The sequence below is a fragment of the Pseudoalteromonas sp. DSM 26666 genome (assembly GCF_900116475.1).
Lineage (GTDB): Bacteria > Pseudomonadota > Gammaproteobacteria > Enterobacterales > Alteromonadaceae > Pseudoalteromonas > Pseudoalteromonas tetraodonis.
On sequence record NZ_FPAR01000001.1, the window covers coordinates 30169 to 56171 of the forward strand.

General features: G+C 39.4%; 24 protein-coding genes. 14 read left to right on the top strand and 10 right to left on the bottom strand.

Annotated elements, in window-relative coordinates; genetic code table 11:
* The first annotated feature begins 132 nt into the window (after nucleotides 1-132).
* On the top strand, nucleotides 133-354 hold the full coding sequence (locus tag BM380_RS18380; RefSeq protein WP_254772038.1) for a hypothetical protein: 222 nt from the start codon (nucleotides 133-135) through the stop codon (nucleotides 352-354).
* Nucleotides 338-1603, top strand: coding sequence for a substrate-binding periplasmic protein (locus tag BM380_RS00175; RefSeq protein ID WP_254772039.1), 1266 nt, complete (start codon nucleotides 338-340; stop codon nucleotides 1601-1603). Before BM380_RS18380 ends, BM380_RS00175 begins: the two co-directional genes overlap by 17 nt.
* 133 nt (nucleotides 1604-1736) lie before the next feature.
* Here the strand turns inward: BM380_RS00175 and BM380_RS00180 are convergent, their stop codons facing one another.
* From BM380_RS00180 to BM380_RS00190, 3 genes are all read right to left on the bottom strand, one after another.
* Complete coding sequence (locus BM380_RS00180) at nucleotides 1737-2183, bottom strand: hypothetical protein (protein ID WP_090492251.1); 447 nt, start codon at nucleotides 2181-2183, stop codon at nucleotides 1737-1739.
* A 153-nt stretch (nucleotides 2184-2336) separates the two neighbouring features.
* The gene (gene bcp / locus BM380_RS00185; protein WP_024601114.1) at nucleotides 2337-2816 is read right to left on the bottom strand and encodes a thioredoxin-dependent thiol peroxidase; all 480 of its coding nucleotides are present in this window, start codon (nucleotides 2814-2816) and stop codon (nucleotides 2337-2339) included.
* Nucleotides 2817-2826: 10 nt separating this feature from the next.
* Nucleotides 2827-3360: a glycine cleavage system transcriptional repressor gene (locus BM380_RS00190; protein WP_013465263.1), complete on the bottom strand. Its 534-nt coding sequence runs from the start codon at nucleotides 3358-3360 to the stop codon at nucleotides 2827-2829.
* 355 nt (nucleotides 3361-3715) lie between these two features.
* Between BM380_RS00190 and bamC the strand changes: the two genes are divergently transcribed.
* Both bamC and BM380_RS00205 read left to right on the top strand, forming a co-directional pair.
* Complete coding sequence (gene bamC / locus BM380_RS00200; protein WP_090492253.1) at nucleotides 3716-4774, top strand: outer membrane protein assembly factor BamC; 1059 nt, start codon at nucleotides 3716-3718, stop codon at nucleotides 4772-4774.
* 65 nt (nucleotides 4775-4839) lie between these two features.
* Nucleotides 4840-6228 (top strand): YjiH family protein, encoded by a 1389-nt coding sequence (locus tag BM380_RS00205; RefSeq protein WP_024601116.1) that lies wholly within the window; start codon nucleotides 4840-4842, stop codon nucleotides 6226-6228.
* A 34-nt stretch (nucleotides 6229-6262) separates the two neighbouring features.
* Here BM380_RS00205 and BM380_RS00210 read toward each other — a convergent pair whose 3' ends face one another.
* Nucleotides 6263-6412, bottom strand: coding sequence for a DUF2897 family protein (locus BM380_RS00210; protein WP_090492255.1), 150 nt, complete (start codon nucleotides 6410-6412; stop codon nucleotides 6263-6265).
* 85 nt (nucleotides 6413-6497) lie between these two features.
* Nucleotides 6498-7034, bottom strand: coding sequence for an acyloxyacyl hydrolase (locus BM380_RS00215; RefSeq protein WP_090492256.1), 537 nt, complete (start codon nucleotides 7032-7034; stop codon nucleotides 6498-6500).
* 246 nt (nucleotides 7035-7280) lie between these two features.
* On the opposite strand from BM380_RS00215, the gene BM380_RS00220 reads away from it, so the two are divergent.
* Both BM380_RS00220 and BM380_RS00225 read left to right on the top strand, forming a co-directional pair.
* Complete coding sequence (locus tag BM380_RS00220; protein ID WP_013465258.1) at nucleotides 7281-7874, top strand: MlaC/ttg2D family ABC transporter substrate-binding protein; 594 nt, start codon at nucleotides 7281-7283, stop codon at nucleotides 7872-7874.
* A gap of 210 nt (nucleotides 7875-8084) precedes the next feature.
* Complete coding sequence (locus tag BM380_RS00225; protein ID WP_090492258.1) at nucleotides 8085-9422, top strand: ankyrin repeat domain-containing protein; 1338 nt, start codon at nucleotides 8085-8087, stop codon at nucleotides 9420-9422.
* Between the two features lie 63 nt (nucleotides 9423-9485).
* Here BM380_RS00225 and BM380_RS00230 read toward each other — a convergent pair whose 3' ends face one another.
* Genes BM380_RS00230 through BM380_RS00250 form a run of 5 tightly spaced genes read right to left on the bottom strand, consistent with a single transcriptional unit; the run spans nucleotide 9486 to nucleotide 13011 of the window.
* The gene (locus tag BM380_RS00230; protein ID WP_058154882.1) at nucleotides 9486-9938 is read right to left on the bottom strand and encodes a DUF2069 domain-containing protein; all 453 of its coding nucleotides are present in this window, start codon (nucleotides 9936-9938) and stop codon (nucleotides 9486-9488) included.
* Nucleotides 9935-10489, bottom strand: coding sequence for an NAD(P)H:quinone oxidoreductase (gene wrbA, locus BM380_RS00235; protein ID WP_013465255.1), 555 nt, complete (start codon nucleotides 10487-10489; stop codon nucleotides 9935-9937). The genes BM380_RS00230 and wrbA overlap by 4 nt, the downstream gene beginning before the upstream one ends.
* Nucleotides 10489-10836, bottom strand: coding sequence for an arsenate reductase (glutaredoxin) (arsC, locus tag BM380_RS00240; RefSeq protein ID WP_013465254.1), 348 nt, complete (start codon nucleotides 10834-10836; stop codon nucleotides 10489-10491). Before arsC ends, wrbA begins: the two co-directional genes overlap by 1 nt.
* A 54-nt stretch (nucleotides 10837-10890) precedes the next feature.
* A complete protein-coding gene (locus BM380_RS00245; protein WP_013465253.1) occupies nucleotides 10891-12348 on the bottom strand; it encodes a beta-barrel assembly-enhancing protease in 1458 nt (485 codons plus the stop codon).
* A gap of 12 nt (nucleotides 12349-12360) precedes the next feature.
* Nucleotides 12361-13011 (bottom strand): hypothetical protein, encoded by a 651-nt coding sequence (locus tag BM380_RS00250; protein WP_016900419.1) that lies wholly within the window; start codon nucleotides 13009-13011, stop codon nucleotides 12361-12363.
* A 143-nt stretch (nucleotides 13012-13154) separates the two neighbouring features.
* On the opposite strand from BM380_RS00250, the gene BM380_RS00255 reads away from it, so the two are divergent.
* The 8 genes from BM380_RS00255 to BM380_RS00290 all read left to right on the top strand — a co-directional run bounded on the left by BM380_RS00255 (nucleotide 13155) and on the right by BM380_RS00290 (nucleotide 26002).
* Nucleotides 13155-13373: a hypothetical protein gene (locus tag BM380_RS00255; RefSeq protein ID WP_033104406.1), complete on the top strand. Its 219-nt coding sequence runs from the start codon at nucleotides 13155-13157 to the stop codon at nucleotides 13371-13373.
* Complete coding sequence (locus BM380_RS00260; RefSeq protein ID WP_016900418.1) at nucleotides 13366-14442, top strand: AI-2E family transporter; 1077 nt, start codon at nucleotides 13366-13368, stop codon at nucleotides 14440-14442. The genes BM380_RS00255 and BM380_RS00260 overlap by 8 nt, the downstream gene beginning before the upstream one ends.
* 107 nt (nucleotides 14443-14549) lie before the next feature.
* The gene (locus tag BM380_RS00265; protein ID WP_090492260.1) at nucleotides 14550-16805 is read left to right on the top strand and encodes an aminotransferase class V-fold PLP-dependent enzyme; all 2256 of its coding nucleotides are present in this window, start codon (nucleotides 14550-14552) and stop codon (nucleotides 16803-16805) included.
* Between the two features lie 319 nt (nucleotides 16806-17124).
* A complete protein-coding gene (pgi, locus tag BM380_RS00270; RefSeq protein WP_090492262.1) occupies nucleotides 17125-18771 on the top strand; it encodes a glucose-6-phosphate isomerase in 1647 nt (548 codons plus the stop codon).
* A 234-nt stretch (nucleotides 18772-19005) separates the two neighbouring features.
* Nucleotides 19006-20478: a glucose-6-phosphate dehydrogenase gene (gene zwf, locus BM380_RS00275; RefSeq protein ID WP_013465247.1), complete on the top strand. Its 1473-nt coding sequence runs from the start codon at nucleotides 19006-19008 to the stop codon at nucleotides 20476-20478.
* Between the two features lie 3 nt (nucleotides 20479-20481).
* Nucleotides 20482-21192, top strand: a complete 711-nt coding sequence (gene pgl, locus BM380_RS00280) for a 6-phosphogluconolactonase (RefSeq protein WP_013465246.1) — start codon at nucleotides 20482-20484, stop codon at nucleotides 21190-21192.
* A gap of 579 nt (nucleotides 21193-21771) precedes the next feature.
* Nucleotides 21772-24390, top strand: coding sequence for a TonB-dependent receptor (locus BM380_RS00285; protein WP_090492264.1), 2619 nt, complete (start codon nucleotides 21772-21774; stop codon nucleotides 24388-24390).
* A gap of 76 nt (nucleotides 24391-24466) precedes the next feature.
* Nucleotides 24467-26002 carry a tryptophan halogenase family protein gene (locus BM380_RS00290; protein WP_090492267.1) on the top strand — a complete coding sequence of 512 codons (1536 nt, stop codon included), beginning with the start codon at nucleotides 24467-24469 and terminating at the stop codon, nucleotides 26000-26002.
* Nucleotide 26003 lies beyond the last annotated feature (1 nt).

Sequence of the window (26003 nt, forward strand, 5' to 3'; positions counted from 1 at the left end):
TTGAACCTTGAACCTTGAACCTTGAACCTTGAACCTTGAACCTTGAACCTTTTTAAAGTACCAAACTAACACCTAAGTTTGCAAAGTGCACTGGTGGTGCATATATTAAACTAAGTGATTGGGAGAATGCGCTTGGTTAAATACCTACTACTGTTGTTTGTTTTTTCTTATGTTTTTATAAACTCGGCTTTTGCTACTGTAAAAGTGGGCGTGACTCACTGGGTTGATTACACTAATCCGGATGAAACAGGCGTTTATATTGAATTATTAAAAGAAGTTTATGCGGATGAACAGCTCGAGTTTGATTTTAGTACTTACAAACGAATTACCAATTTATTTGAAAAAACAATATGATATTGTTGTTGGTGTTGCTAAAGAGGATATTCCTTTAGCTTATTATCCTAATTGGTATTTAGACTACGATTACCCAATTAATGCGTATTTTGTAGATTCTGCTCATAAGTTTAATAAACTGTCTGATTTAAACAACAAAGTATTAAGCTGGCTCGATGGCTACAATTTCGATAAGTTTATTGAATACCCACACGATTATTACCCGGCTTCTACTATTGAAAACGCAGTGGCACTGCTACTCAATAAACGCATAGATGCTTTCGTTGATTTTGACTACAACATTCCCAAAGAGTACAAATCAAAGCTTAATTATGTAGAGGTTGTGCCCGCAAGGCCTATTTATTTAGCCTTTTCGAATAATGAAAAAGGGAAAGCCTTGGCGCGAAGATTTGACCAAACAATGCCAAAATTAAAATCATCGGGAAGGTTGCAGGCATTATATAAATCAGATTATGAAAATACGCGTTTTGCAGAGTTTGACGCAAATAAAACAAAAATCGTATTAAGTAGTAACGATGAGTCTTTGATACGACTGAACTCAGTTACCGAAGAAAAATCACTCGACGCGCAGCTTTATAAGTTAATTTTGGCTAAAATGCGAGATTACAGAATTGAGTTTGTAAAAGCGCCAGATACCAATGCGGAGGTGCAATTTGGCATTAGTCATTGTTTTGCCAATAAAATTAACACGTCAGAACGAGCAAGCCGCTATTTAATATCAAAGCCGTTTTCTTTGTATCTCGCACCGCGACTTTATTCTCCAAATAGCTTGGCTCAATTTAAACATATAAAAAATTTAGACGAGTTGGTGTCACAAAGTGAATTAAGGTTGGGGTTATCAAAATTCAGAATATTCTCCGAAGACATTATGTCTCTACTTGAAGAGGTAGATAAAACTAAAATAAAACTAGCTCCCACTAATATATTCTCTAGATTACAACAATTAGCGAAGTTGCAAGAGTTTGATGCGTCTATTGAATACCCCAGCGATGTAGCCACGTATTGGCACGATATAACAGACGCTGATATTCACTCCTTTGATTTGAAATTAAAAACATCGTTTACTGTTGGGCATTTAATGTGTGAGCGCAGTGAAGAAAATATAAAATTTATGCAGGACTTTAATAATACACTCTCAAAATTAATTCAAAGCGATGAGTATAAAGCGCTTATCTACCACTTTGCGGCAGACTTACCTGCTGAACAGTTTAATAAAATTTATCAGCAAGCACTGTTAGATGAAGAGTGAGAACGCAAACACAACGTGGTTGTTTAACCGCTAGGGTAGGCATATTTATCATTGAAATAATAAGCCGATGATAAAAATAAAGCCGCCTTTGTAAGGTAAATTAGTATAACGCTGAATACTTGGCTCTGAAAATTCAAACAATGGCACTAACAAGTGCACCCGCGTCAGTAATACCGGCGTCTTTCATGGCTTGGCTAATCATTTGCACTAGCGCGACTACTTGAGATTGTGTTGATGAAACGATATTTGCCTGTGCTTCAATTTGTGCTTGTATGACCTCGTCTTCCGGATCGGATTGAGTTTTTAATTGAGAGAGTAGCTCTTTTTGTTGTTCAAGCTGCTGTTTAAGCTCTTTAAGTTGCTCTATCATTTTTGCGATATATTCAGGCATTTCTGAATTTGTTGCTTTTTCAGCGTTTTGCTCAGCCTCTTTTCCTGAGAGTTTATTGCGTTCTTTGTCTGATAATTGATAATCAATGTTGTCCTGATTTTTTGTTGTGTCTTTTGTTTGTTGTGCAATATTTGTTTTTTCGGCTGTAATTTTAACGTCAAAGGCTGAGTGTTTATTTAGCTGTATCACGGTTTATTATCCATAATGTTATTTGTTACTAATTTAACTATCGGCAGGAATGCTAAAGTACTAAAGCGATAAATACAAAAAAGCGTTGCCCTTGAGCAACGCTTTTATTTTATCTTGTTTAGCCTTTAGCCTTTAGCCTTTAGCCTTTAGCCTTTATTCAGCTGCTAAATAATCTAATACCACTTGGTGGTGATCTTTGGTTTTGAATTTATCAAACAAGTGTTTAATTTTACCGTCTTGGCCTACTAAGAAAGTGAGGCGGTGGATACCGTCGTACTCTTTGCCCATAAATTTTTTATAGCCCCACACCCCAAATGCCTCAGCAATGGCATGATCTTCATCTGAGAGTAGGTCAAAGTTAAGCTCTTTTTTTGTTTCAAAGTTTTTAAGACGCTTAATCGGATCTGGGCTTATGCCAACAACATGGGTGTTAAATTTAGCAAGCTCGGCTTGTTGGTCACGCAGGTTTTCGGCTTGTACTGTACAGCCAGGCGTTGACGCCTTAGGGTAAAAGTACACCAGTACTTGTTTTTCTTTTAATAACTCGCTGAGCACGACGGTTTCGTCATTTTGGTTTTGTAAGCTAAAAGCCGGTGCTGTGTCGCCACTTTGTAATGGGGTAATTTTGTTCATGCTAAACTCCTTAGCGAATACGTCGAAAGATGTAATCTACGTTTAAAACGTGCGAAAGGTTTTCAAAACTAATTTTAAATTGGTCAATATCAACGTCAACGGGAATATTAAATTCAAGTTCACAACGCATTTTTAGCTCAGTTTCTTCTTCGTAGGTGTCTGACTTTAATGAGCAAATATTAATATTATTATCTGCAAAAAAACGCGTTACTTTACTTAATGTGCCAGGGGTGTCTATGCCGGTATATTCTAAGGTATAGCCTGCACAAAACTCGCTTTGATTATGGCTTGAAGTACGCTTCATCATAGTGAGTAGTCCAAGCTCCATGCCTTTGGTCGGTAATGTATGCTCTATGCGGCTAATGGCTGACATATCACCGCTAAGTAGCATAATAAAGGTGAATTCGTTGCCTAAAATTGCAATACGGCTATCTATAATATTACAGTGGCAATCGCTTACGAGTTGCGTAAGTTCACTGACGATGCCCGATCTATCCTCGCCAATTGCGGTTAAAACAATTTGATGATTTGAAAATGCAGTCATGGGTTTTAAAGTACCTAAGTTACTTGGATGAAAACAACCGACTTGGCAACAAAAAAATAAACACGTAGCGTTGCACGGCGGCAAAGTTTAACACAAAACCCGCGTTAAACTATAGCAGCGGTTAATTTTAGGCGGTTAATAGTGCAGTGTTTCTTGTTTTTACAAGCTTGTGAAAGTACCATAGCAAAAATGTGTCTATTTGTAGCCTAGTCCGTTTGTTATCTCATAGGCTGAATGCAGTTAGGCAAGCAAATTATAAATGTAAAGTTAATATTGATTTTACACTGAACCAAATCGGCATTACCCACTCATATATTTGTTAAAACAATTAAGGGTATGCTAAGGAGAATTATCTGTGCAGTATTGGATCCCAAAAGCACTAGCAGTAAGTGTATTGGTAAGTTTGTCAGGGTGTAGTGTATTTACAAGTGATGCTCATAATGAGCGTAATTACCGCGCCCATGAGCCGGTTAAAGCGCCTGCATCGTTATCTCAACCCGCTCAAGATCCTGTTTATAAAATGGATGTGGGTCAATATGATAATAATCCGGAGGCAACAAACTATCGTCCGCCGGCGCAAGTTTTAACCATTGCTAAAGGCAGTTGGGTTGAGGAAGCAGATAAACAAGCGCGTATTTATTTTGATAAAAATGACGGCATTGAAGATTTAGATGTGTTTATTTGGGATTCGATTCAAGCGGTGCTTGCTGATAATAACATTAACGCAACACAGCAAGATAAAACGCAAGGAATACTCGTAACCGATTGGTACGCTATTGTAAAGCCTGAAGAAAGCTGGTTATGGGGCAATGATGAAAGCGTTGATTTAGAGCGTTTTAAATTTACCATTGAAGAAAAAGAACACCAACGCACAGCCTCGTTAACCGCTGAGCTTATTGATTTTAAAGGTGATAAGCCGCTAACTGATTTATTAAAACAACAGCTTGAAGTGCGTGCACTTAACCAAGTAGTGAGTGAGTTTGATTACCGCTACCGTCAGCTTGAAGTTGATATGCGTAAGCGCCAAGGGATCATCTCGTTAGAACTCGGGTTTGATAACAAAGGCAATGCCGCACTTGTTACTGAGCAAACGTATGACACCGTATTCGATCGCTTTTCTGGATTTTTAGAGCGTTTGTCGTTCACAATTGTTGAAGTAAACCAAGAGACAGGTTTAATTACAGCAGATTATGCGAAAGTAGAAAGCAGTGTGTGGGATTCAATTTGGGGCGATGAACCAACAGAGCTTCCAATTGATGAAGGTCAATACCAGATTTTGGTTAGCAAAACCAAACAAGGTGGCACCAGTCTAACGTGGATGGATGACAAAGGCGAAACGCTTGAACCAGGTACAATGAATGGGTTACAACAAGCATTAGAAGCGGCGCTAATTAAGCGCGGTATTAAAATTTAATAATTATAAATACTTCCCACAAAAAGAGCTGTTTGCTCTTTTTGTGGTTTTTACAGGTTGAAAATATGTCTCAGTTAGATTCATCACGCCCAGCACCAGTCCAAAAAAGTTATGATTTGAAAGTGTGGTTGGTTTTTTTAATTCCTTCATTAATCGGTGTGTTTTTGTTTATGACGCCAGTACCGTCTGGCGAAATAATGACGATTCCTATTGCGGTAATGGCAAAAGCAATTCAAGCTTTATTTAGTGAGATAGCGCTTGGGTTAATAGCGACAATTATTTGTATTACTGGTGTTATGTCGTTGATATTTAGTGTGTTTAAACCGAAAAGCTTAACCAAATTTCGCTTATTAAATCATTTGTTTAATGTGAGTTGGATTTGGTTAGTAACACGGTTATTTGGTATGGCGTTTGTGCTTTTAACTTATTTTCAAGTTGGGCCGCATGCTATTACCTCAGAAAATACCGGTTTATTAGTATTAAAAGATTTACTACCGGTGTTGTTTTCGGTGTTTATTTTAGCGGGCTTGTTACTGCCGTTATTACTTAATTTTGGTTTACTTGAGCTGGTGGGTACCTTACTTACTAAAGTAATGCGTCCATTGTTTGGCGTACCAGGGCGCAGTGCAGTTAACTGTGTTGCTTCGTGGTTAGGTGATGGCAGTGTCGGTATTTTGATGACTGCACGCCAGTATGAAGATAAATACTACACTCAACGTGAAGCTGCGATTATTGGTACCACTTTCTCTGCTGTATCAATTACCTTTTGTTTGGTTGTTATTGGCCAAGTAAAGCTTGAATATTTATTTGCACCTTTTTACCTAACCGTGTGTTTAGCGGGTGTAGTGGCTGCGATAATTGTTCCGCGTTTACCGCCACTGCGTTTTAAAAAGGACGTGCTTATTGATGGTGAAGAGCCCGATGGAAACGCTGAATTGGTTCCTGAAGGCAAAACATTATTTAAGCATTCACTTGATGTTGCATTAACTAAAGCAGAAAAAGCACCAGGCTTAAAAGGCACAATTGAAGAGGGCTTACACAACGCATTTGATATGGTGTTTGCAGTATTACCTGTGGTAATGGCTGTGGGTACATTTGCGTTAATTATTGCTGAGTACACGCCGATATTTCAATATTTAGGTATGCCGTTTATTCCATTTTTAGAATTACTACAAATACCTGAAGCTGAAATGGCGGCGCAAACGATTATGGTGGGATTTGCAGATATGTTTATTCCGTCTATTTTAGCCGCAGGCTCAATTGAAAGCGATGTAACACGTTTTATTATTGCGGCAATGAGTGTAACGCAACTTATTTATATGTCTGAAGTGGGCGCACTATTATTAGGTAGTAAAATACCGGTTAATATTTTTGAGTTATTTGTTATTTTTATTCTCAGAACTTTAGTAACCTTGCCAGTTATTGCCTTAATGGCACACTGGTTAGTTGGCTAGAACAATCATTTAAACGAAAAAAAGCCCTGATTATTCAGGGCTTTTTTGTTTCTTTGCTTTGCGCAGATGAGCTTGGTTCTGAAGGTTTAAACTCGCTTTTTGCACTTAAACGCAGCAGTACTAAATTGCCGATAACAATAGCCAGTACAATCACGATAACGAGTACGATTTGCCAAATTTGCATTGCGATGCTCTTATTTTTTATTAAGCGGTAATTATGACCACTTTAAATAAAAGCCGCAATCCTCTCTAGGACTGTAAATAAGCAATTAAAACCGTTGTGCCACCGATAACGTTAAAAAGTTAATGCCTGGGTTCGGCGATTTAAATCCGGCGTTTGAATAGTGAATAATTCGCAGCGCTACATTGGTTTCACCAAAATCCGCCACTAGACCTATTCTGTCTTCAAACTGGTAGTGAGTACTTAGGTTTTTATCGGCAAAATAGCGCTCATCAAGTAATGAAAAACCAATACCTGCCTCTACATAAAAGGGGGTGTTGTACACACTAAATGCTGGAAATTGCACTACCGGTGACACAGCTAAGACTACGTTGGATTGCGATTGTTGATCATGGCGGTATTGCCACACGTTAACGCTGGTTTCTAAATAAAAACGAGCATCGCCGACAAAGTTTTGCATTCCTTGAGGGTGATATTGATACGCAAGCTTTGCCCCTGTTACATTGCCTTCTCCTTTTAATAAATCGACGGCATAACCATGGTTAGAGGATGCATAAGCGGCTTTGGTAGCCAATATAAACAGGGTAAAAACAAGAACTAAAAGTCTGTTGTATGAGGTTTTCATAACGGCCAACTAGGGTTTAAGTCAAAATAGTAAAGGGATAATAAGGGCGGTGAATTGGTGTTTTCAATGAGGACAAAAAGCCGCTTGTATATGGCTTGTTAACTGATTTATTTAACCAATTGAATTTATTTAATTAATTCAATTGGTGCCAATTAGGCATTAATAAGTTGCTTATTTATGCCTTTTTTATTGCCTGTTATTTGCGTAAATTACGCTTAAATTAATTATTTAAACTATGCATTTTTTATGAAACTTATAAAGCTTTTAGTGGTTATTGCTGTTTTTTTCAGTAGCGCTTTGTATGCACAAACGCAGCCATCACCTAAGCAGTTATTGCAAACTGTAGCAGAATCATTATTTAACGATATTGGACAGGTAAATGCCAAAGGCGATGCCAGCAAAGAAGCCATGTCGTTAATTGTTCAGCAGCGTTTAATGCCACATATTGATGTTAAGTTTGTGTCGTTTAAATTATTAGGTAAGCATATTAAAGGTATTAACCGCGACCAAGGTGTTGCGTTTATTAATGCTGTAGAGCATTACTTAACAGGAACATATGCCGGTGCGCTTATGAAGTACACAGGGCAGGATGTAATATTTGAGCAAGACGCTGCTGCAAGCGACTCTAAATTTGCTACGGTTAAAACGCAAATTATTGAACCGAATAAGCCAACCATTGATTTGCACTTTAAATTGCGTTTAGGTAATAACAATCAGTGGAAGGTATACGATATTGTTGCAGAGGGAATTTCGTTACTCAGTGCTAAGCAAAAAGAGATCATTCAACGTATTTCTGATGTGGGATTAGATCAAGTCACAGCAGAACTTCAGCAAAGCTAGTACTTTTGCAATTAACAGCTCCAACCTTAAAAGCAGCTAATGGCAGATGTCGTTAGCTGCTTTTGTATTTTGGCCTATATTGCATGAGTTTACGCTAGCTTGGCTACCTAGCTGTGGTAGAATATTGGCTTCTTTGATTAAGCGTGGTGTCAGCTAAATACTGTTATAACTGACTACTCACCCGAGCTACACTGGAGTTGTGTTGTTTTAATGGAAAATGTACTAATTTGGCCAAAGGAATACCCGTTACTGGTCAAAGGGCTGGTTGAACAAAACGGTGCCTTCATTTTAGATGCTTTAGAAGCTTGGCCCGCCTGTCGCTCTACTGAAGAAGATAATGGTGTATGCACCACTGTTTTACCCCCAATTTATTATTTAACCTGGTTAACCCCCTTAGAGCCATTTGAAGAGTGTTATTTTCAGCATATTTCTGAATATGATGAAAACGCACAAGAGTATATTGCTGCACTGAAAGAGCATTATTTTGCCAATGATTACAGCATAGAAAATATTGTGCTAATGCTGTGTCAGCGACTTGAAAAGTATGCAAGTGTGTCGGCGCAAAATAACATTGAAACACCACTTTCTTTAATTAGCTTATTTTTTAGTAAACGCTTTTTTACCCTGATAGAGCATGCACTAGAGCAAGGTGCAAAGCTCTCAGCTGCAGATACCTTAGCTATTTGGAAAGAGGTCGATTTTAGAGAGCGTTTAAGTGCGCATATTCCCCAGTCGATTGCTGATATTGACCACTTAGCAGAGGTGACCAGCGAAAAAGTGGCTGCTGGCAAAGATTACTTTACTTTATTAACTCAGGTGTCTCCTGATGTTGACTCTATTGTGTTGTTAGAAAATGCCTTACTTGCGCATTTAAACAAGAAAAAAGCTAAGCAAACCATGGCAATGCGCTTTATTGAGCAAGGCGCCACGGGCACCTTAACCGATACAGATGATAAAACAGCATTTATGTGGGCGGCAGAAAAAGGCTACGTAAATGTAGTAGAAACACTCCTGCAGTACCAAGATAAAAAAGCGGTAGACGGCCAAGGTAATACAGCGCTGCATTACGCGGTGATAAGTAAAAACGAATCGTTAATGATTTTACTGCTCAAAGCAGGATATGACTTTAGAGCGCGAAATAACGAGGGGTTAAGTTGTTACCGATTAGCGGTTAGTATAAAAGCCAGCAACTTAGTTAAGTGCCTTGAGCGTGACTTTGGTATTAAAGAGTTATCGCCAGAGGGGCAGCTAGAGCGAATTAAAAAGGTGCATGTGCTACATGCGGTTGTGGCTTTATTATTACCGCTACAGTTATTCTTCTTTTTTGATGAAAACATCACTATAAAAAGTGAGCTTACTCTTTTTATGACTATGACGGCGGTGGTGTGTTTTTTCTTTGCAACGAATTTAAAGCGTTGCTCATTGTATCCGCATGTAAAACACCCATGGGGATTGTTTTTAATACGAATGATGTCGGTTTTTAGTCTTGTTGCACAACTAGGTTTAGCCTGTATTGTGGGGCTGGCAGCTTTAAGCGAGTTAGTTTAAAAGTTAATGTTTTGCTACAAAAAAACGCGCTAATTAGCGCGTTTTTGCATTGTTGAGTATTTATTACGGATTGTTTTTATCGTGCTCGTGTGCGGCTTTTTCTTCAGCGAGCTCATCTTTAAGCTTGCGAATTTTAAGCCCAAGTTCTTGCCCTCTATGGCGCGCATAATAAGTACAGCCAATAAACATAGATGAGGCAAATAATAACTCAAGCAATACCCATTTAAGCTCATCTTGTGCGACCCACAGCAATGTAAAGCCATGAATAAAGTAAAACATAACAATAAAATTAGCCCACGCATAGGTGTAGGTTTTATCTTGTAATATGCCTTTTAATGGCAGTAATAGTGGCAATACATACACTAAGAAAAGAAAGGTGTTACTGTGGCCGTCTCTAGGGGCTAATACAAACATCCATAACGGCATTAAAATAAGCAGACCAATATAACCAAATAAGGCTAGGCGCTGAAATTTAATGGTAATCGGTTTTTTAGCAGGCTCGTTTGCTTGAATCATTTAAGTTTACTCGCAACTTGAGTCAGGCGTTTTCCTACGCTTTGACATATTTTAATTTCATCCTTACTCAGGGTTGAGCTGTTATTGCTACCTGCAACATGAGAGGCGCCATAAGGTGTTCCTCCTGTTTCGGTACCGAGCAACTCAGGTACATCGTAGGGTACGCCCATCAACATCATCCCATGGTGTAACAAAGGCAATGACAAATTGAGTAGGGTTGCTTCATTGCCACCATGCATACTGCTTGATGATGAAAACACACAGGCAGGTTTATCGATAAGTTGGCCTTTGAGCCAAAGATCGCTGGTGGTTTCCCAAAACGTTTTTGCTTGTGAGGCCATCATGCCAAAGCGGGTCGGCGTACCAAATGCAAGCCCGTCGCATGCAACTAAATCATCTTTACTGATCACAATGTCATGCGGGTTTTTGGCCACAAAAGTACGCAGTAATGCGGTTGCGCCTTGTTGCTCTATTGACTCTGCAATCTCATGCGCCATAGCCTCTACTGAGCCATGGCTTGAGTGATACAGCACCACGATGGTTGTGCTCATTATAGAACGCTTAATACGTTTTCAGGCGGGCGACCTAGGGCGGCTTTATTGTTATTTACTACAATAGGACGCTCAATTAGTTTTGGGTGATTGACCATGGCATCAATAAGCACTGACTCGCTGTTTTCATCTTTTAAATTAAGTGCTTTGTACTGCTCTTCTTTGATGCGCATCAAATCACGTGCCGAATTAAACCCAAGTTGAGAAACTAAGGTACTAATTTGCTCATGAGAAAGGGGTGTTTTTAAGTATTCAACAACACTCGGTTCAATGTTTTTACTTTGTAATAGGTTAAGGGTTTCGCGTGATTTTGAACAACGCGGATTATGATAAATAGTAACTGACATAAAAATACATCCAAAGTATAAATTGTGGCTATTTTAGGTGAACTCACTAAAGACTTAAAGCCTCGCAAGCTCTTTTTGCAATAACCGATACTGTGTGAGTAACGCTTTTAAGCGCTGTTGCTTAACATTTTCACTTGGCTCTACAAAATTAAGCGCTTTTTGTATTTCATCGGCCGCTTTTAAATACGCACCATACTGAGATAATACATCGGCATTGGCTTCATGGTAGGCCGCCAATTTTTCTTGTTTTTTGTAGGCGTCAGTTAAAAGCTGTTTGCCTAAACTGTGATCGGGTTTTTCCAGTAAAAACGACTTTAATATATTTTCAGCTAACTCATATTGCTCAGCCTCTAGTGCCGCGTTGGCGTAATTTAAGGTGATCACTTGGTTATTTGGCCGATAATTATTTAGCTCGCTTAAGTAACTAACAGCCTCTGCGGCTTTTTTTTGTGCAATGAGTAAATCTGTTTTGGTATCAATATAAAATAAGTTTTTAGGATCGTCTGCTAGTAACTTATCAAGTATAGGCTGTGCTTCATCCGTCTTTTTTTGATCAAGCAAACTAATAGCTAAGCCGTACTGTAATGCTACGTTGTTATAGGTGTTTTCGCGCATTAACTTTCTAAATAAGGCTTCTGCGTTTTCGGGTTTGTTATCGTAACGCGCCAGGACTCGGCTTTTTGCTAAGTCAAAATCAAGGCTCGAGCTTACCTGGCGTTTAGGGTATTGCTCGGCGCGAAGGCGAACATCTGACACACGACTTTCAGGAAGAGGGTGAGTGAGTAAAAACGCCGGTGGTTTATATTTATAACGAATTTGTGCGGCAAGTTTAGTTAAAAATTCACTTGATGCTCTGGCATCAAACCCTGCGTTGTTAAGGGTTTGCATGCCCATTCTGTCTGCTTCTTGTTCGGCAGAACGGCTATGTGTCAGCTGACTGAAAGCTGATTGTGTTTGGCTGGCTGAAATTATAGCCATACCGGCATCAGGGGCTACAACCGCCGCTAAAATACCAGCAATCATGCCGGCAATGGTAAGCCCGCTATTATCTTGTTGCTGCTGAATGCGCCTTGCTAAGTGGCGCTGGGTGACGTGTGCAATTTCATGGCCAAGAACCGATGCAAATTGACTCTCGTTATCGGCTTGGGCTATTAATCCGGTGTGTACACCAACATGGCCGCCATAAAATGCAAACGCATTGATTTCGGGATTATTTAACCAAAAGAATGAAAACCCAAAACGCACATCATTGGCGTTAGCAACTAACTTTCTACCTAAGGTTGTTAGGTATTCATCAAGCACCGGATCGTTAATCAAAGGCGATGAGCCTCTGATCTGCATCATCATCACTTCACCAATCGCTTTTTCTTTTTCAATTGGCAATGCTTGTAAGGCTGAAGTGCCTAAGTCAGGCAGTTGAAGATTGGTTTGTGCCTTTAACGGCTCACTTATCAGTAGGCTAAACGTAAGCGCTGCACTGCATAAAGTGATAAAGGCTGATTTTAGCTGCATTATATTCCTTGTTTATTTTTTATCAGGGGCACTAGCACTTGAAGGATCATCTGTGTATAAACGGCTGTCCTTTTCACATAGTTGATAAAACGCCTTTATTGTGACCCCATCAACCTTAACAATGTTCAATTGAGTTTGTAAAAAAGCAATAATTTTATGAACCACTTTGTGAGAATGTAATATAAGCGCTTTATCTGCCTCATCGCCTTGGTCTAAGTAAAAGCCAATGAATTTATGTAACTGATTAATGCGAATAACGGTTTTCATCGTCAATGGATCCCATAACCTAAACTCCATTGATTCATCATGTCGTGCGTACCTATCGATGGCGGTATCATTAGAAAAAGGGAAGGCTTGTAATTCAAAACCACGCTCGGTAAACACTTGATGCAGTGAAATTCGTGGTTTGTTATTGCTTTCTTTTTCATAAAGTTCGTTGGGGTCTATTCCCAGCGCTTCTAAATTCCAATTGCGTTTGTCGATAATACGCTTAATGGCATTATCAAATCCGTGATCTAAAATACTTTCACATTCACTCACCGATGAAGCCACTAAATGATAAAAATGCGGCAGCTCCCCCCAATTAATTTGCTTTTTAAACCAATTAATTTCTTTGAGAGTTGGATTGCTAGGCAATTGCGCTTTATTATGCGAATTAGGCATTAACGTATCCTGATAGCTAACGATGTTATAAGGATAAACCATTGCAGAGGTTGTTTTAAGAAAAAGTTAAATTTAACTGCGGTTAATCTCAATTGGCCCTGTTATAGGACTTATTATTAATGTGAATAGGTAGCGAAACGAGTATGCTAGAGCTAAATTTACGCACTTATAAATGCCCACAGCAATTTATTCAGTTTAAATTAGGGCTGCGTGATGCAATATCGTTAAAACAAGCAATTACCTTTAATATCTCACAAGAACAAAACACTGATGATATTGAACGATATTTGCAAAAAAAAGCGTATTATTACAAGTTAAATAAACAACAGGGGTTGTTATTAGTGGAGCCGTTACGTGTTTGAATATGTAAAAGCATGGTATGAAAAAAAGTTTTCTGATCCTGATTCAGTCACTTTACTTTTTTTATTGTTGGCACTGGTTGCCATGTTGTATTTTTTTGGCCCATTAATTGTGCCTGTGTTAGTGGCACTGATCATAGCTTATTTATTAGATTGGCCTGTGGTTCACTTAGAACGGTTTGGCCTTAAGCGTTTTACTGCCACCAGCATAGTAATGCTTATATTTATTGGCATTATGCTCACTTTAATATTGGTTATAGGCCCTGTGCTTTGGCAGCAAAGCAGTAACTTAGTCCAAGAAACACCGCATATGGTTGAACAAGGTAAATCGTTTTTACTCGATCTGCCTGATAAATACCCCAGCCTTATTAGCGCAGAGCAAGTGCAGTCGATTGTAGTAACCGTTGAAACCAAAGTACTCGACTTTGGCCAAGTGGTATTGTCTGCGTCGCTTAATTCATTAAAAGACGCTGTAGCATGGTTAATTTACCTAATTTTGGTACCGCTACTGGTGTTTTTTATGCTCAAAGATAAAGTAGAGCTCAGTGCCAGCATTGCTAAAATGATCCCACGCCAACGCCGCTTAATTTTACAAGTGTGGCATGAAATGAATCAGCAAATAATGAATTATATTCGTGGCAAAGTATTTGAAATTTTAATTGTTGGTTCTGTGTCGTTTATTGCTTTTACCATACTGGACTTACGGTACGCCGCGCTTTTAGGCGTTCTCGTAGGCTTTTCGGTGCTTATTCCATTTGTGGGCGCAGCGTTAGTAACTATACCAGTGGCCGCAGTAGCGCTGTTTCAGTTTGGTTTAGAAACTCAATTTTGGACCGTTTTAATTATATACGGCATTATTCAAGCGCTCGATGGCAACGTATTGGTGCCTTTATTGTTCTCTGAAGCGGTTGATTTAAATCCGGTATTTATTATTGTTGCGGTGCTATTTTTTGGTGGGCTATGGGGTTTTTGGGGAGTGTTTTTTGCCATTCCATTAGCATCATTAGTCAAAGCACTTATTAATGCCTGGTCATCCAAACACGAAGAACTCGCGCAAGAGCTCGGTAACTAAAAGGTATAGTAAACGCACTTTAATTACGAAAGATTATTATTCATTCCTGTCAAAACTATGTACTATTGGGAATAAGATATATTTTTTAGTAATAAGGTGCGTTTTTAATGTCAGAGTTTTTATTGCCAGATGAACCAAAAGCTCAAGTTTATCTCGATGCAAATGCGACCACACCTGTATTGCCATGTATTGCAGAGGTGGTGTGCCATGCTATGCAAATTTGTTTTGGTAATCCCTCAAGTCCTCATATAACCGGCATTCAAGCCAAGCACTTATTAGAACAAACTAGGCAAAAAGCCCGTACCGTCATTGGCGCGCAGCAAGGTGATATTTTATTCACCTCCGGTGCCACTGAGGGGATTCAAACCGCCATCGTATCGACGCTCATTAATGCAAAACACCATACAAAGCCAAACCCCGTTTTATTGTATGGGGCAACCGAACATAAAGCGGTGCCTAATACGCTAAAGCATTGGAATACAGTGCTTGAGATTAACGCTGACATTATTGCTATTCCGGTTAATCGTGATGGTATTTTAGATTTAGACTTTATTGCTCAGCATATTGATAACGCTTTGATGATTTGCACGATGGCCGTTAATAATGAAACCGGTGTTTACCAAGATCTAAGCGCCATAGAAAAGGTGATTCGTAGTCGTAATAGCCAAGTCACTTGGATGGTTGATTGTGTACAAGCGCTTGGCAAACAACAGCTCAACCTAAGTGAAACAACGATTGATTATGCGCCTTTTTCAGGGCATAAACTTTATGCACCTAAAGGCATAGGTTTATTGTATATTCGTCAAGGCAGCCCATACACGCCCTTTATAGCCGGTGGCGGCCAAGAAAGTGGCATGCGCTCTGGTACAGAAAACCTGCCTGGTATAGCTGGGCTCAATAAGCTGTTTAGTTTGCTGCTAGATAAACAAGACGAGACTTTTAAATCAATAGATGTACTTAACTTGTATCGGGATAAACTGCATAGCGCCTTAGTTGATACTTTTGGAAGTATTACCTTTAATCATGACTTTGCCTGCTCTGTGCCCACAACGCTTAATTTTGCGGTTAACGATTTAACTAGTAAAGAAGTTATTGATTTGTTTGACGCTGCAGGTATTAGGGTCAGCGGTGGCTCTGCATGCAGCACGGGAGCTACGCAGAGCTTTGTGCTTGATGCGATGGGAGCCTCACAGTGGCAAAGTGAAAACGCTATTCGTTTGTCATTTGGCCCTGCTGCTACGATGGCGCAAATAGATGATGCATGTGAACAAATTAGAGCGCTTAAAACGGTATTACAAGCTAACTGTTTAGTGATTTCTGATAGCAGTTTTCCTTTGCAAGAAGTATGTGCTTTAGGGCTTACCCAATTTAGACACCAAGGTGCATGTAGTTGGTTGTATGTAACAGATGATCAACATGCATTTATTATCGATCCGATTATTGAACTGATCCCTCGCTTTGAAAAAATAGTAACTACGCAAAATTTAACTATTACCGCTATTTTAAATACGCATGAGCATCAAGAACGTCACTGCGCACTTGATTTAATGCGCAGCGCACTTAAAGAATACTTAGTCGCTGGAGAGGTTGATAAATTAGGCTGGCCAACTAATAGCGACAAATTGCAATTAACCACTCACGTACTCGAAAAGCTAGCCACACCCGGGCATAGCCAAGATAGCGTGAGTTATTTATTAAAAGCGAATAATGGAGATGTTCAGTACTGTTTTTGTGGTGATTTAATTTTACCGGCAGGGCTTGGAAATACCGCGCTTGATGGCGGGGATGCAATGCAAATGGCACATTCCTTGACGATGTTAGTAGCAGAGCTTAATCCGCAAAGCGTGGTGTGTTCAGGGCATGATTACCAACAGTGCTTTGCAATGAACTGGGCTGTTCAACAGCAGCAAACGCCATTGTTACAAAAGCTAATTAAAGGTGATATTGATGACGCTGAATTTGCCGCACAAAAACAGCAAGCAGATTTACAACAACACACACAAGCCAACACGCTCTGTGGTTATGTTAATGCTAAGCCTGCTGTAGAAACTTCGCAATTAAGTTTTAACCAAGCAAAAGAAATACTGGTAGAGGGCAATGCGTATTTAATTGATACCCGAGAACCTTATGAACACGGCGCTAATAATTTAAGCGCATTGCTAAACGTACCCATAGCTAAAACCTTAAATATTCCTTTAAGTCGAATGGCTCATGCACTTACGCAAGGCCAATTGGACAAAAACAACCAGTATATTTTAGTGTGTCGCAGTGGTAACCGTTCAAAAATTGCGGCAGCAAATTTGACTGAGCTTGGTTATAGCAGTGTTTATAACTTATCGGGTGGTTTAGCGTTAACCGGTTAATTGTTTATTTAGAGGAAAGGCCGACATTTGTCGGCCTTTTTTTTGCTCGCTTTAATTTGGAACAGTTAGAAATTAATAAAATCTTCATTAAAGAGAAGGGCTGATCAGTTGTTAAATTCAATTTTTAATTTTATGATACCGGTGTCAAAAGCAAAAAATTGCGCTATTATCTGCATCAAAGCTTATAAAAATAACGCAAATTAAACTTTTTAAGCTATAATATTGGGCTTTGCTTTTTACAAAATTCGGTTATTTTGCGTCGTAAAAAATTAAATAAAGCGCTTTAAATCAATAGATTAATAAATTAGGGGATGTTTACATGGCGAGCCGTTCTGAGTTAGTAAGTTGGCAAGCACTAGAAAATAGTGCACAAAAGATGGCACAAACACATCTGAAAACTTTATTTGCACAAGACGATTCTCGTTTTTCTCAATTTTCTACTCACATTCCTGGTGTATTGTTTGATTATTCAAAACAACGTATTGATGAGAAAGTTTTCGCTCAATTAATCTCATTAGCTAAAGAGTGTGATATTGAAGCGTGGCGTGAAAAAATGTTTGCCGGTGAGAAAATAAATATCACCGAAGACCGTGCCGTATTGCATACCGCACTTAGAAATCGCGCCCATACACCGCTTATTGTTGACGGTGAAAATATTACTGAGGCGGTCGATAGCGAACTTGCTAAAATTAAAACCTTTGTTGAAAAAGTACGCAGCGGGCAGTGGTTAGGTTACACCGGTAAAGCGGTGAAAGATGTAGTGAGTATTGGAGTAGGGGGGTCAAACCTAGGCCCTCAAACGGCAACTGAAGCACTTAAAGCAGTGGTTGATAAACCGTTAAACGTTCATTATGTTTCTAATGCTGATGGCGTACAAATTGCGTCAGTATTGAATAAAGTTGACCCTGAAACAACGTTATTTGTTATTTCGTCAAAAACCTTTACTACCTCAGAAACCATGACCAACTCAAAAACAGCGGTTGATTGGTTTTTAAATAGCGCCAAAGATAAAAGCGCCATAGCAAAGCATTTTGTGGCAGTAAGCACCAATTTAGAAAAAACCGCGGCATTTGGTATTAGTGACGAAAACGTATTTACCATGTGGGATTGGGTTGGCGGTCGTTTTTCACTTTGGAGTGCGATTGGTTTACCTATTGCACTTTATGCCGGCTTTGAAGCATTTGAAGCTATTTTAGAAGGGGCGTTTGAAGTTGACGAGCACTTTAAGTCGGCGCCGCTTGAGCAGAATATTCCTTTAATTATGGCGCTGTTGAGTGTATGGAATACCAGCTTTTTAGGATTTGATTCGCAAGCTATTTTACCTTACGACCAAGCATTACATATGTTGCCTGCGTATTTACAACAGGGTGAAATGGAAAGTAACGGTAAGCACGTCACTTTTGATGGGCAAACCGTACCTTACACTACCGTGCCTATTATTTGGGGCATGACGGGAATAAATGGCCAGCATGCGTTTTATCAATGTTTGCACCAAGGCAATGTAATTGTCCCTGCGGACTTTATTGGCTCTGTAAAACCACAGGTTAACGTTGATAAGCATCACAATATTTTATTATCGAACTTTTTTGCACAAACCGAAGCATTAATGAACGGGGTAGATGCGCAGCAGATAACCGCTGATTTAGCAGCCAAAGGCAAAACGCCTGCGCAAATTGAAATGCTACTAAAGCATAAAATTCATCACGGAAACCGCCCAACAACGTCTATATTATTAGACACGGTTGATGCAAAAGCGGTGGGTCGTTTAATTGCACTGTATGAACATAAGATTTTTTGCCACGGTATTATTTTACAAATATGTTCGTTTGATCAGTGGGGCGTTGAGCTTGGTAAGGGTTTAGCCTCTAAAATTGAAGCTGAATTAACCGACGATAACGTGGTTAATGAGCACGACAGCTCAACACAGGGCTTAATGGCGTACTACAAACAACACCGTACGCAGTAACACATTCACTTATTACACAATAAGTAACCAAATACCTTTGAACGGGTAGCGCTGGAGTCCTAGGGCCTGTATTTTTGTGAGAGGAATTACAGTGTCCCTAGACCCATTTTTTATGGCGCATATAACGAATAACATTAGTAGGCTTTGTGCTAAGGCCTGCATATCCAGATAATAAACCGCTATAACTGATTACCAATACGGTAGTGGCAGGTAGCATAAACGTAGAGAGTAACTATGCTTAATCCTTTTGATATTATAATTTTTGGGGGCGGTGGTGATCTTGCGTTACGCAAATTACTTCCTGCAATGTATCGAGCATATCAAGAAGGTAACTTACCGCAAGGCTCACGTATTTTGCCTACCGTGCGCGAACAAAGTAAATGTGATGAATACATTGATACCGCACACAAAGCATTACAAGAATTTTTAAGCGAAGGCGAGTATAACGCTAAGGATTGGAAATCGTTCTCAGCGTTTTTAGTGCCTGTAGTGAGTAATGTTACCGAAGCGGATGATAACTGGGATGTACTGAAAAAGATTCTTGATGAAGACGACAGCGATAAATCTCGTGTGTTTTACTTATCTCTTCCGCCAGCTGTGTATGGTACTTGTTGTGAAATTCTATCTACTAAAAAATTAATAACAGCCAATTCACGTGTTGTTGTAGAAAAACCAATTGGCTATTGTGGCGAGTCTGCAGAAGTTATTAATGCGAAAATTGCACAGTACTTCGACGAAGATCAAATCTTCCGTATTGACCACTACCTAGGTAAAGAAACCGTTCAAAACTTAATGGCATTGCGTTTTTCAAATTCATTATTTGAAAACATGTGGGATGCTAAATCGATTGATAACATCCAAATTAGCTTATCAGAAACGGTAGGGCTTGAGAGCCGCGCTGGTTTTTATGATAAAGCCGGTGCCTTGCGTGACATGGTGCAAAACCACTTGTTACAGCTACTTTGCTTAGTCGCAATGGAGTCACCGCATAAACTTAAAGCCAATAGTATTCGCAATGAAAAGTTAAAAGTATTAGAAGCATTACGCCCATTAGAGGGCAGCGATGTTGATGACAATATTATTCGTGGGCAATACGTACCGGGTGATTTAAACGGTAAAATAGTCCCAGGTTACCTAGAAGAGCTAAACGAAGGGGCAAGTAAAACTGAAACCTTCGTGGCTATTCGTGCGCACATTGATAATTGGCGTTGGGCGGGTGTGCCTTTTTACCTGCGTACCGGTAAACGTATGGCAAAGCGCTGCGCTGAAATTGTGGTTGAATATAAAAAAGTATCTCATAACGTGTATGAGGACAGCGTAGGTAATATCGAGCCAAACCGTTTGGTGATCCGTTTACAACCACAAGAAAGCATTCAATTAACGCTGATGTCGAAGCGTTTAGATAATTTAGACATGCAACTTGAACCTGTAACGATGAACATTGAGCTGTCGCAAGCATATAGTAATGGCTTTCACTCAGATGCTTACAAACGTTTAATGCTTGATGCTGCAGCGAATAATCCATCATTATTTATTCATCGTGATGAAGTACGCCAAGCATGGAAGTGGATTGATCCAATAATTGAACGTTGGCAAGAAAAAGGTAAACCAGCACTGTATAGAGCCGGTAGTTGGGGCCCTGAAGATGCAGATGAATTATTAGCAGAGAATAATCATGTTTGGTTTAATACTGGCGATAAGGCATAAGTGATGGCAACAATAGTAGAAAAGTTTTTTGACGATAAAGCTGCGCTGACTGATGAATTATCTCAGTCGTTAGAGCATGCTTTACGTGATGGTATTGAACGTGATGGCCGTGCAGTATTAATGGTTTCAGGCGGTTCATCGCCAGAACCGGCTTATAAACATTTATCGACCCTTGATTTAAATTGGGCAAACATTGATGTTGCTATGGTTGATGAGCGCTGGGTTGAGGCAAGTCATGAAAAGAGTAATGAAGCATTCATCAAGCGTACTTTGTTACAAAACCATGGTGCAGCGGCTAATTTTATTAGCATGAAAAATACAGCAGCCACTGCAGAGCAAGGGGTAGATGCCTGTGAAGCGCAGTTTCAAGCATTAAAACGTCCTTTTGATGTGACTATTTTAGGCATGGGCCCAGATGGCCACACCGCGTCATTATTCCCACATGCACAAGGCCTGAAAAACGGCTTAGATTCAAGCCAACTTGTGTGCGCTATCAACGCGATACAAAGTGACGTAACAGGCAGTATTACTGAGCGCATGAGCTTAACGTTAAATGCGATTGCACAATCTAAAGTGGTTAAATTGCTAATTAGTGGCGATGAAAAGTTGGCTGTTTATAAACAAGCTTTAGCGGGGGGCGATGTGAATGACATGCCGTTACGTGCGGTATTAAATCACCCTGAGATCAACATTGAAGTGTATTGGGCGCCCTAATTTTAATATAAATTAGATGTGCGCTAAACCTCTTTGTATTGATGGTTTAATGAAAGGTCAGTCGCTTTTGCTACTGACCTTTTTATTGCTGATCTGTTTTACTCTTTGCTGAATTATAAAAAGCAGCGCAGAGATAAAGATGAAATGCTGAGTATTGCCTCCACAATTAGCAGTATAAAATAGGCTTTTATACCGATTGTAAATACTGAATAAATTTTACTTATAGCCAAAAAATCAAATGGTTATATTTTATTAAACACTAACTCACAAGCATGTTTTACGGTTTGAAAATTCCTACTCACCACGTTGTTTTAAACAAAATCAATTTAAAAATGCTTCAAGTACATGCTGGAAATGTGAACGAATTAAACAAATTTAATTCGGCTTTTTCATGCAATAATTAATTTCTTTAAAATCAGTGTTTTAATGTTTAATTAGCTATTTTTCATACAAAAAGAGCGGAAAAATGTAGCAAAATTGTAATTTTGCATGTATGGTTTGTTACTACTATGACAGCGCTGTCATGGCGGTAGGCAAAATGATAAACAAAAACCAACAAAATGATTCAAGGGGAATCCTGTGTTAGCTAAAAATTTTAAAAAAAGCTTATTAGCAGTAAATATCGGCTTAGTAATGGGAGCCGGGTTCACTGGTGCTGCATTCGCAGCCGATGAAACTAAAGTTCAAGAAGATGTTGAAGTAATCCAAGTTACGGGTATTCGCGCTTCAAATAAAGAAAACTTAAACGGCAAGCGTTTTTCAAATGCCGTTGTTGATGTTGTAACAGCTGAAGACGTTGGTAAGTTTCCTGATGGCGATGTAGGTGAATCTCTTGGTCGTATTTCTGGTGTCAGTGTATCTCGTCAATTTGGACAGGGTCAGCAAGTATCTATCCGTGGTGCATCAGCTCAATTAACACGCACATTACTTGACGGTCATACTGTTGCCTCAACTAGCTGGTTCGATCAACAAGCGGTCGATCGTAGCTTTAATTATTCATTACTACCTTCTGAATTAGTAGGTGGCCTAGAAGTTTATAAATCATCTCAAGCTAACCTAGTTGAAGGTGGTATCGGCGGTACTGTAATTGTTAAAACCCGTAAACCGCTAGATTTAGATGCAAACACTGTATTTGCCAGTGTTAAAGCTGATTACGGTACAGTATCTGAAGAGACAGATCCTGAGCTTTCTGGCTTGTACAGCTGGAAAAATGATGGTGAAACATTTGGTATCTTAGCTGCGGGTTCATTATCAGAAGTAGATTATCAACGTAACGGTATTGAATCGTCAGGTGGGTGGAGTGGCGGTATGGCACCCACAACCTTCCAGCAAGCTCGTGAGCGTACTGCGTACAATGTAGCTATGCAATATCAGCCATCAGATTCGCTAGTTTTAGGTCTAACTTATACAAGTTTAGAGCTAGATGCTAACAATGCTAACTCGCAAATCATTATATTCCCAGGTGATGGTTCATGTGAACAAACGAACGCCTCAGGTAACTGTGTTTCGCGTAATATCGACGGCAATGGCACGGCTTTTTTCCAAACATGGGCGCGTAAAGCAAGCATGAAGTCTGATACTGTTGACTTAGATTGGAAATATGACTCAGAGTTATTCACCTTTAAAGGTCGTGTAGGTAAAACAAGCGCGGACAGTGATGTAACAACGGCAAACTATGGTATGTTTGCAAATAACAATAGCGACTTAAATGGGTCTATTGATATGACTGGCGACGTGACTAGATTTAATTTAGCTAACCAATCATACGATGCTAGCATTTTACCTGATACCATCAGCCCACAAACTTGGGCGCCTGAATATAACCCTGATTCAGATGAAGAAAGTTACTTAAATTTAGACTTTGAAATTCCTGTTGAACTTGGTGTTATTACCGCAATTAAAACGGGCTTAAGATATGCCGATCACAAAGTTGTACAAGATGGTAATGCAGCTAATGTGAATGCCGATTTAGTACCTGTACGTAATGCTAATGAATACTACCCAGGTACTGTGACTGCGGGTGGTGGTTTTGTAATACCTGAACCTGATATGGATCTAATGATTGCTGATTCATTAGCAATGACAGAAGGTTATACAGCACGTCCACAAGCATACGGCACCATAGAAGAAGAAAATTTTGCTTTATATGCGATGGCTGATTTTGACACCGGTGGTATTCGCGGTAATTTAGGTGTTCGTTACATATCAACTGATATTTCGTCAGATTACTATGATTTAAGTGATGAAGGTGTTTACGACTCGACGTTATCTACAGACAAAGCCGATTACAGTGAGTTCTTACCAAGCTTAAACGTGGTTATGGACTTAGCTGACGACTTAATCTTACGTACCTCAGCAGCACAAGTTATCTCTCGCCCTAATTACGCAGATTTATTTGCAACGCGTAATCTAGCGGGTTATACAGATAACCGTCCTTTAAATGAAGTGTTAAATACGGGTAATGTAGGTTTAAGTCCATTTAAAGCGTTCCAAGCAGACATTGGTGTTGAATGGTATTTTGATGACGATGCTATGTTAAGCGTCACATACTTCACTAAAGAAGTAAGCTCATTTATTTCTACCCAACAACAAACCAATCAACAAATTGGTATCGACATCCCCGTTTATACGACTAACCCAGATGCCGGCGAGCCACCGTGTGGTGCTCAGCAATATGACTGTTGGACAGTAAGCTCATCGACAAATGGTACGGGTGGTTCAATTGAAGGTATTGAGTTCCAAATTCAAGATTCATTCGATAACGGCTTTGGTTATTCATTTAACTACACCTATTCAGATGCGCAAGCACCAGCAGAAAACTACCCAGACCGTGTTGGGGTATTCTCTGATTCATCGAAAAACAGCTATAACGTAGTTGGTTTTTATGAAAATGATGATTTTTCTGCTCGTTTAGCATATAACTGGCGTTCAGAGTTTATTATTCGTGAAGCACCAGGTTGGTACGGTAACCGCGAGCATCAAGACTACGGACAGCTAGATTTCAGTGCAACATACTCTGTAACTGATTACTTAGATGTTACTTTCGAAGGTATTAACCTAACAGAGGAAGACAGCGTTCAGCTGGGTAACAATGATGCATCTACCTCATTACCAAACCCTGATTTACTGAATGACTTCCCAGTGTGGAGTTTTGAAGGTGAAGCACGTTACAAACTTGGTGTAACAATGCGTTTTTAATACGCTAAATGAGTAAAAATAACCTAGGCCCAGCATTGCTGGGCTTTTTTACGAGGTTAAACTTTATTGGTGATTTATGGATATAAAAAAAGTTGCAATTGTAGGTGGTGGAACAGCAGGGTGGTTAGCTGCAAACCACATTGGCAAAGAGATGCTCAATCGTAAAGGTATATCTGTTACTTTAATAGAGTCCCCAGATATACCGCCAATTGGTGTTGGTGAAGGCACAGTCCCCGATATTAGGAATACCCTAAAAAGCTTTGGTATTCGTGAAGATGAATTTATTAGGCAATGTGATGCAACGTTCAAGCAGTCTATAAAGTTTATTAACTGGATGGATAAGAAAAAACATGGCGAAGGCAACTTTTTTCATCATTTATTTGATGTGCCAAGCCCTTATGATGCCAAGCATTTAACTTCTTATTGGTTAAATAACAAAGAGGAAAGTCAAAGTTATGCGCAGGGCTTATCTTCTCAGTATGTTATTTGTGAGGCAGGCTTAGCACCTAAAAATATCACTAATGCTCAATATGAAGGGGAGTTGGCTTACGCGTATCATTTTAATGCAGGCAAGTTTGCGCAACTACTTGCTTGTAATGCAAAAGAAAAATTTTCTGTAGAGCATATACACACCCATGTTACACAGGTAAAGCTTGGCGATGACGGCGCTATTGCTGCACTTATTACAGATAACAATGAAGAGCTTGAGTTTGACTTTTATATTGACTGCTCAGGCTTTGAATCTTTACTTATGAGTAAAGCGTTAAAGATTCCTTTTGTTGATGTATCTGAGAGTTTATTAATTAACAGCGCATTAGTGGTGCAAGTACCAACCAAAGCCGATGATGCTATTCCTCCTTACACACTTGCCACCGCTCATCAAGCTGGCTGGATTTGGGATATAGCGCTCACCAATAGGCGTGGAGTCGGTTTTGTTTATTCAGATAACCATATGACGGATGAACAGGCACATGAAAAACTTGACCGTTATTTAGGTGATAGTAAGCAAGATCTTACCTACAGAAAAATACCAATGCGGGTCGGTTACCGGAAAAAGTTTTGGCATAAAAATTGTATTGCCCTTGGCTTAGCGCAAGGCTTTTTAGAACCATTAGAGGCAACGTCAATATTATTAACTGACTTTTCAGCTAAATTTTTAACGTTGCGCTTCCCATCATCAACAACGCAGCTAGAGCAATTAGAAGAGCGTTTTAATCATGCTATGGGGTATGCATGGGAGCGGGTGATTGATTTTATTAAACTTCACTACTGTATATCAGACCGCACTGATTCAGCTTTTTGGATAGCAAATAAAAACCAAGACACTATTTCCACGTCATTAAAAGAAAAACTTAATTTGTGGAAAGAGTTTACCCCAGTCAGAGATGATTTTTTTAGTCAGTTTGAAGTGTTTTATCTAGAGAACTTCTTATTTGTACTTTATGGAATGAATTACAATACTAAGGCGTCTAACAGCCCCGATAAAGAACAGGCACACTGTTTAGCGCGTTTAAATCAAAGAGCTGAGATTGATCACTATTTAATAAATAAGCTTCCTGATCACAGAGCGCTTTTAAATAAAATTAAACAGTATGGGCTTCAGTCAATCTAAC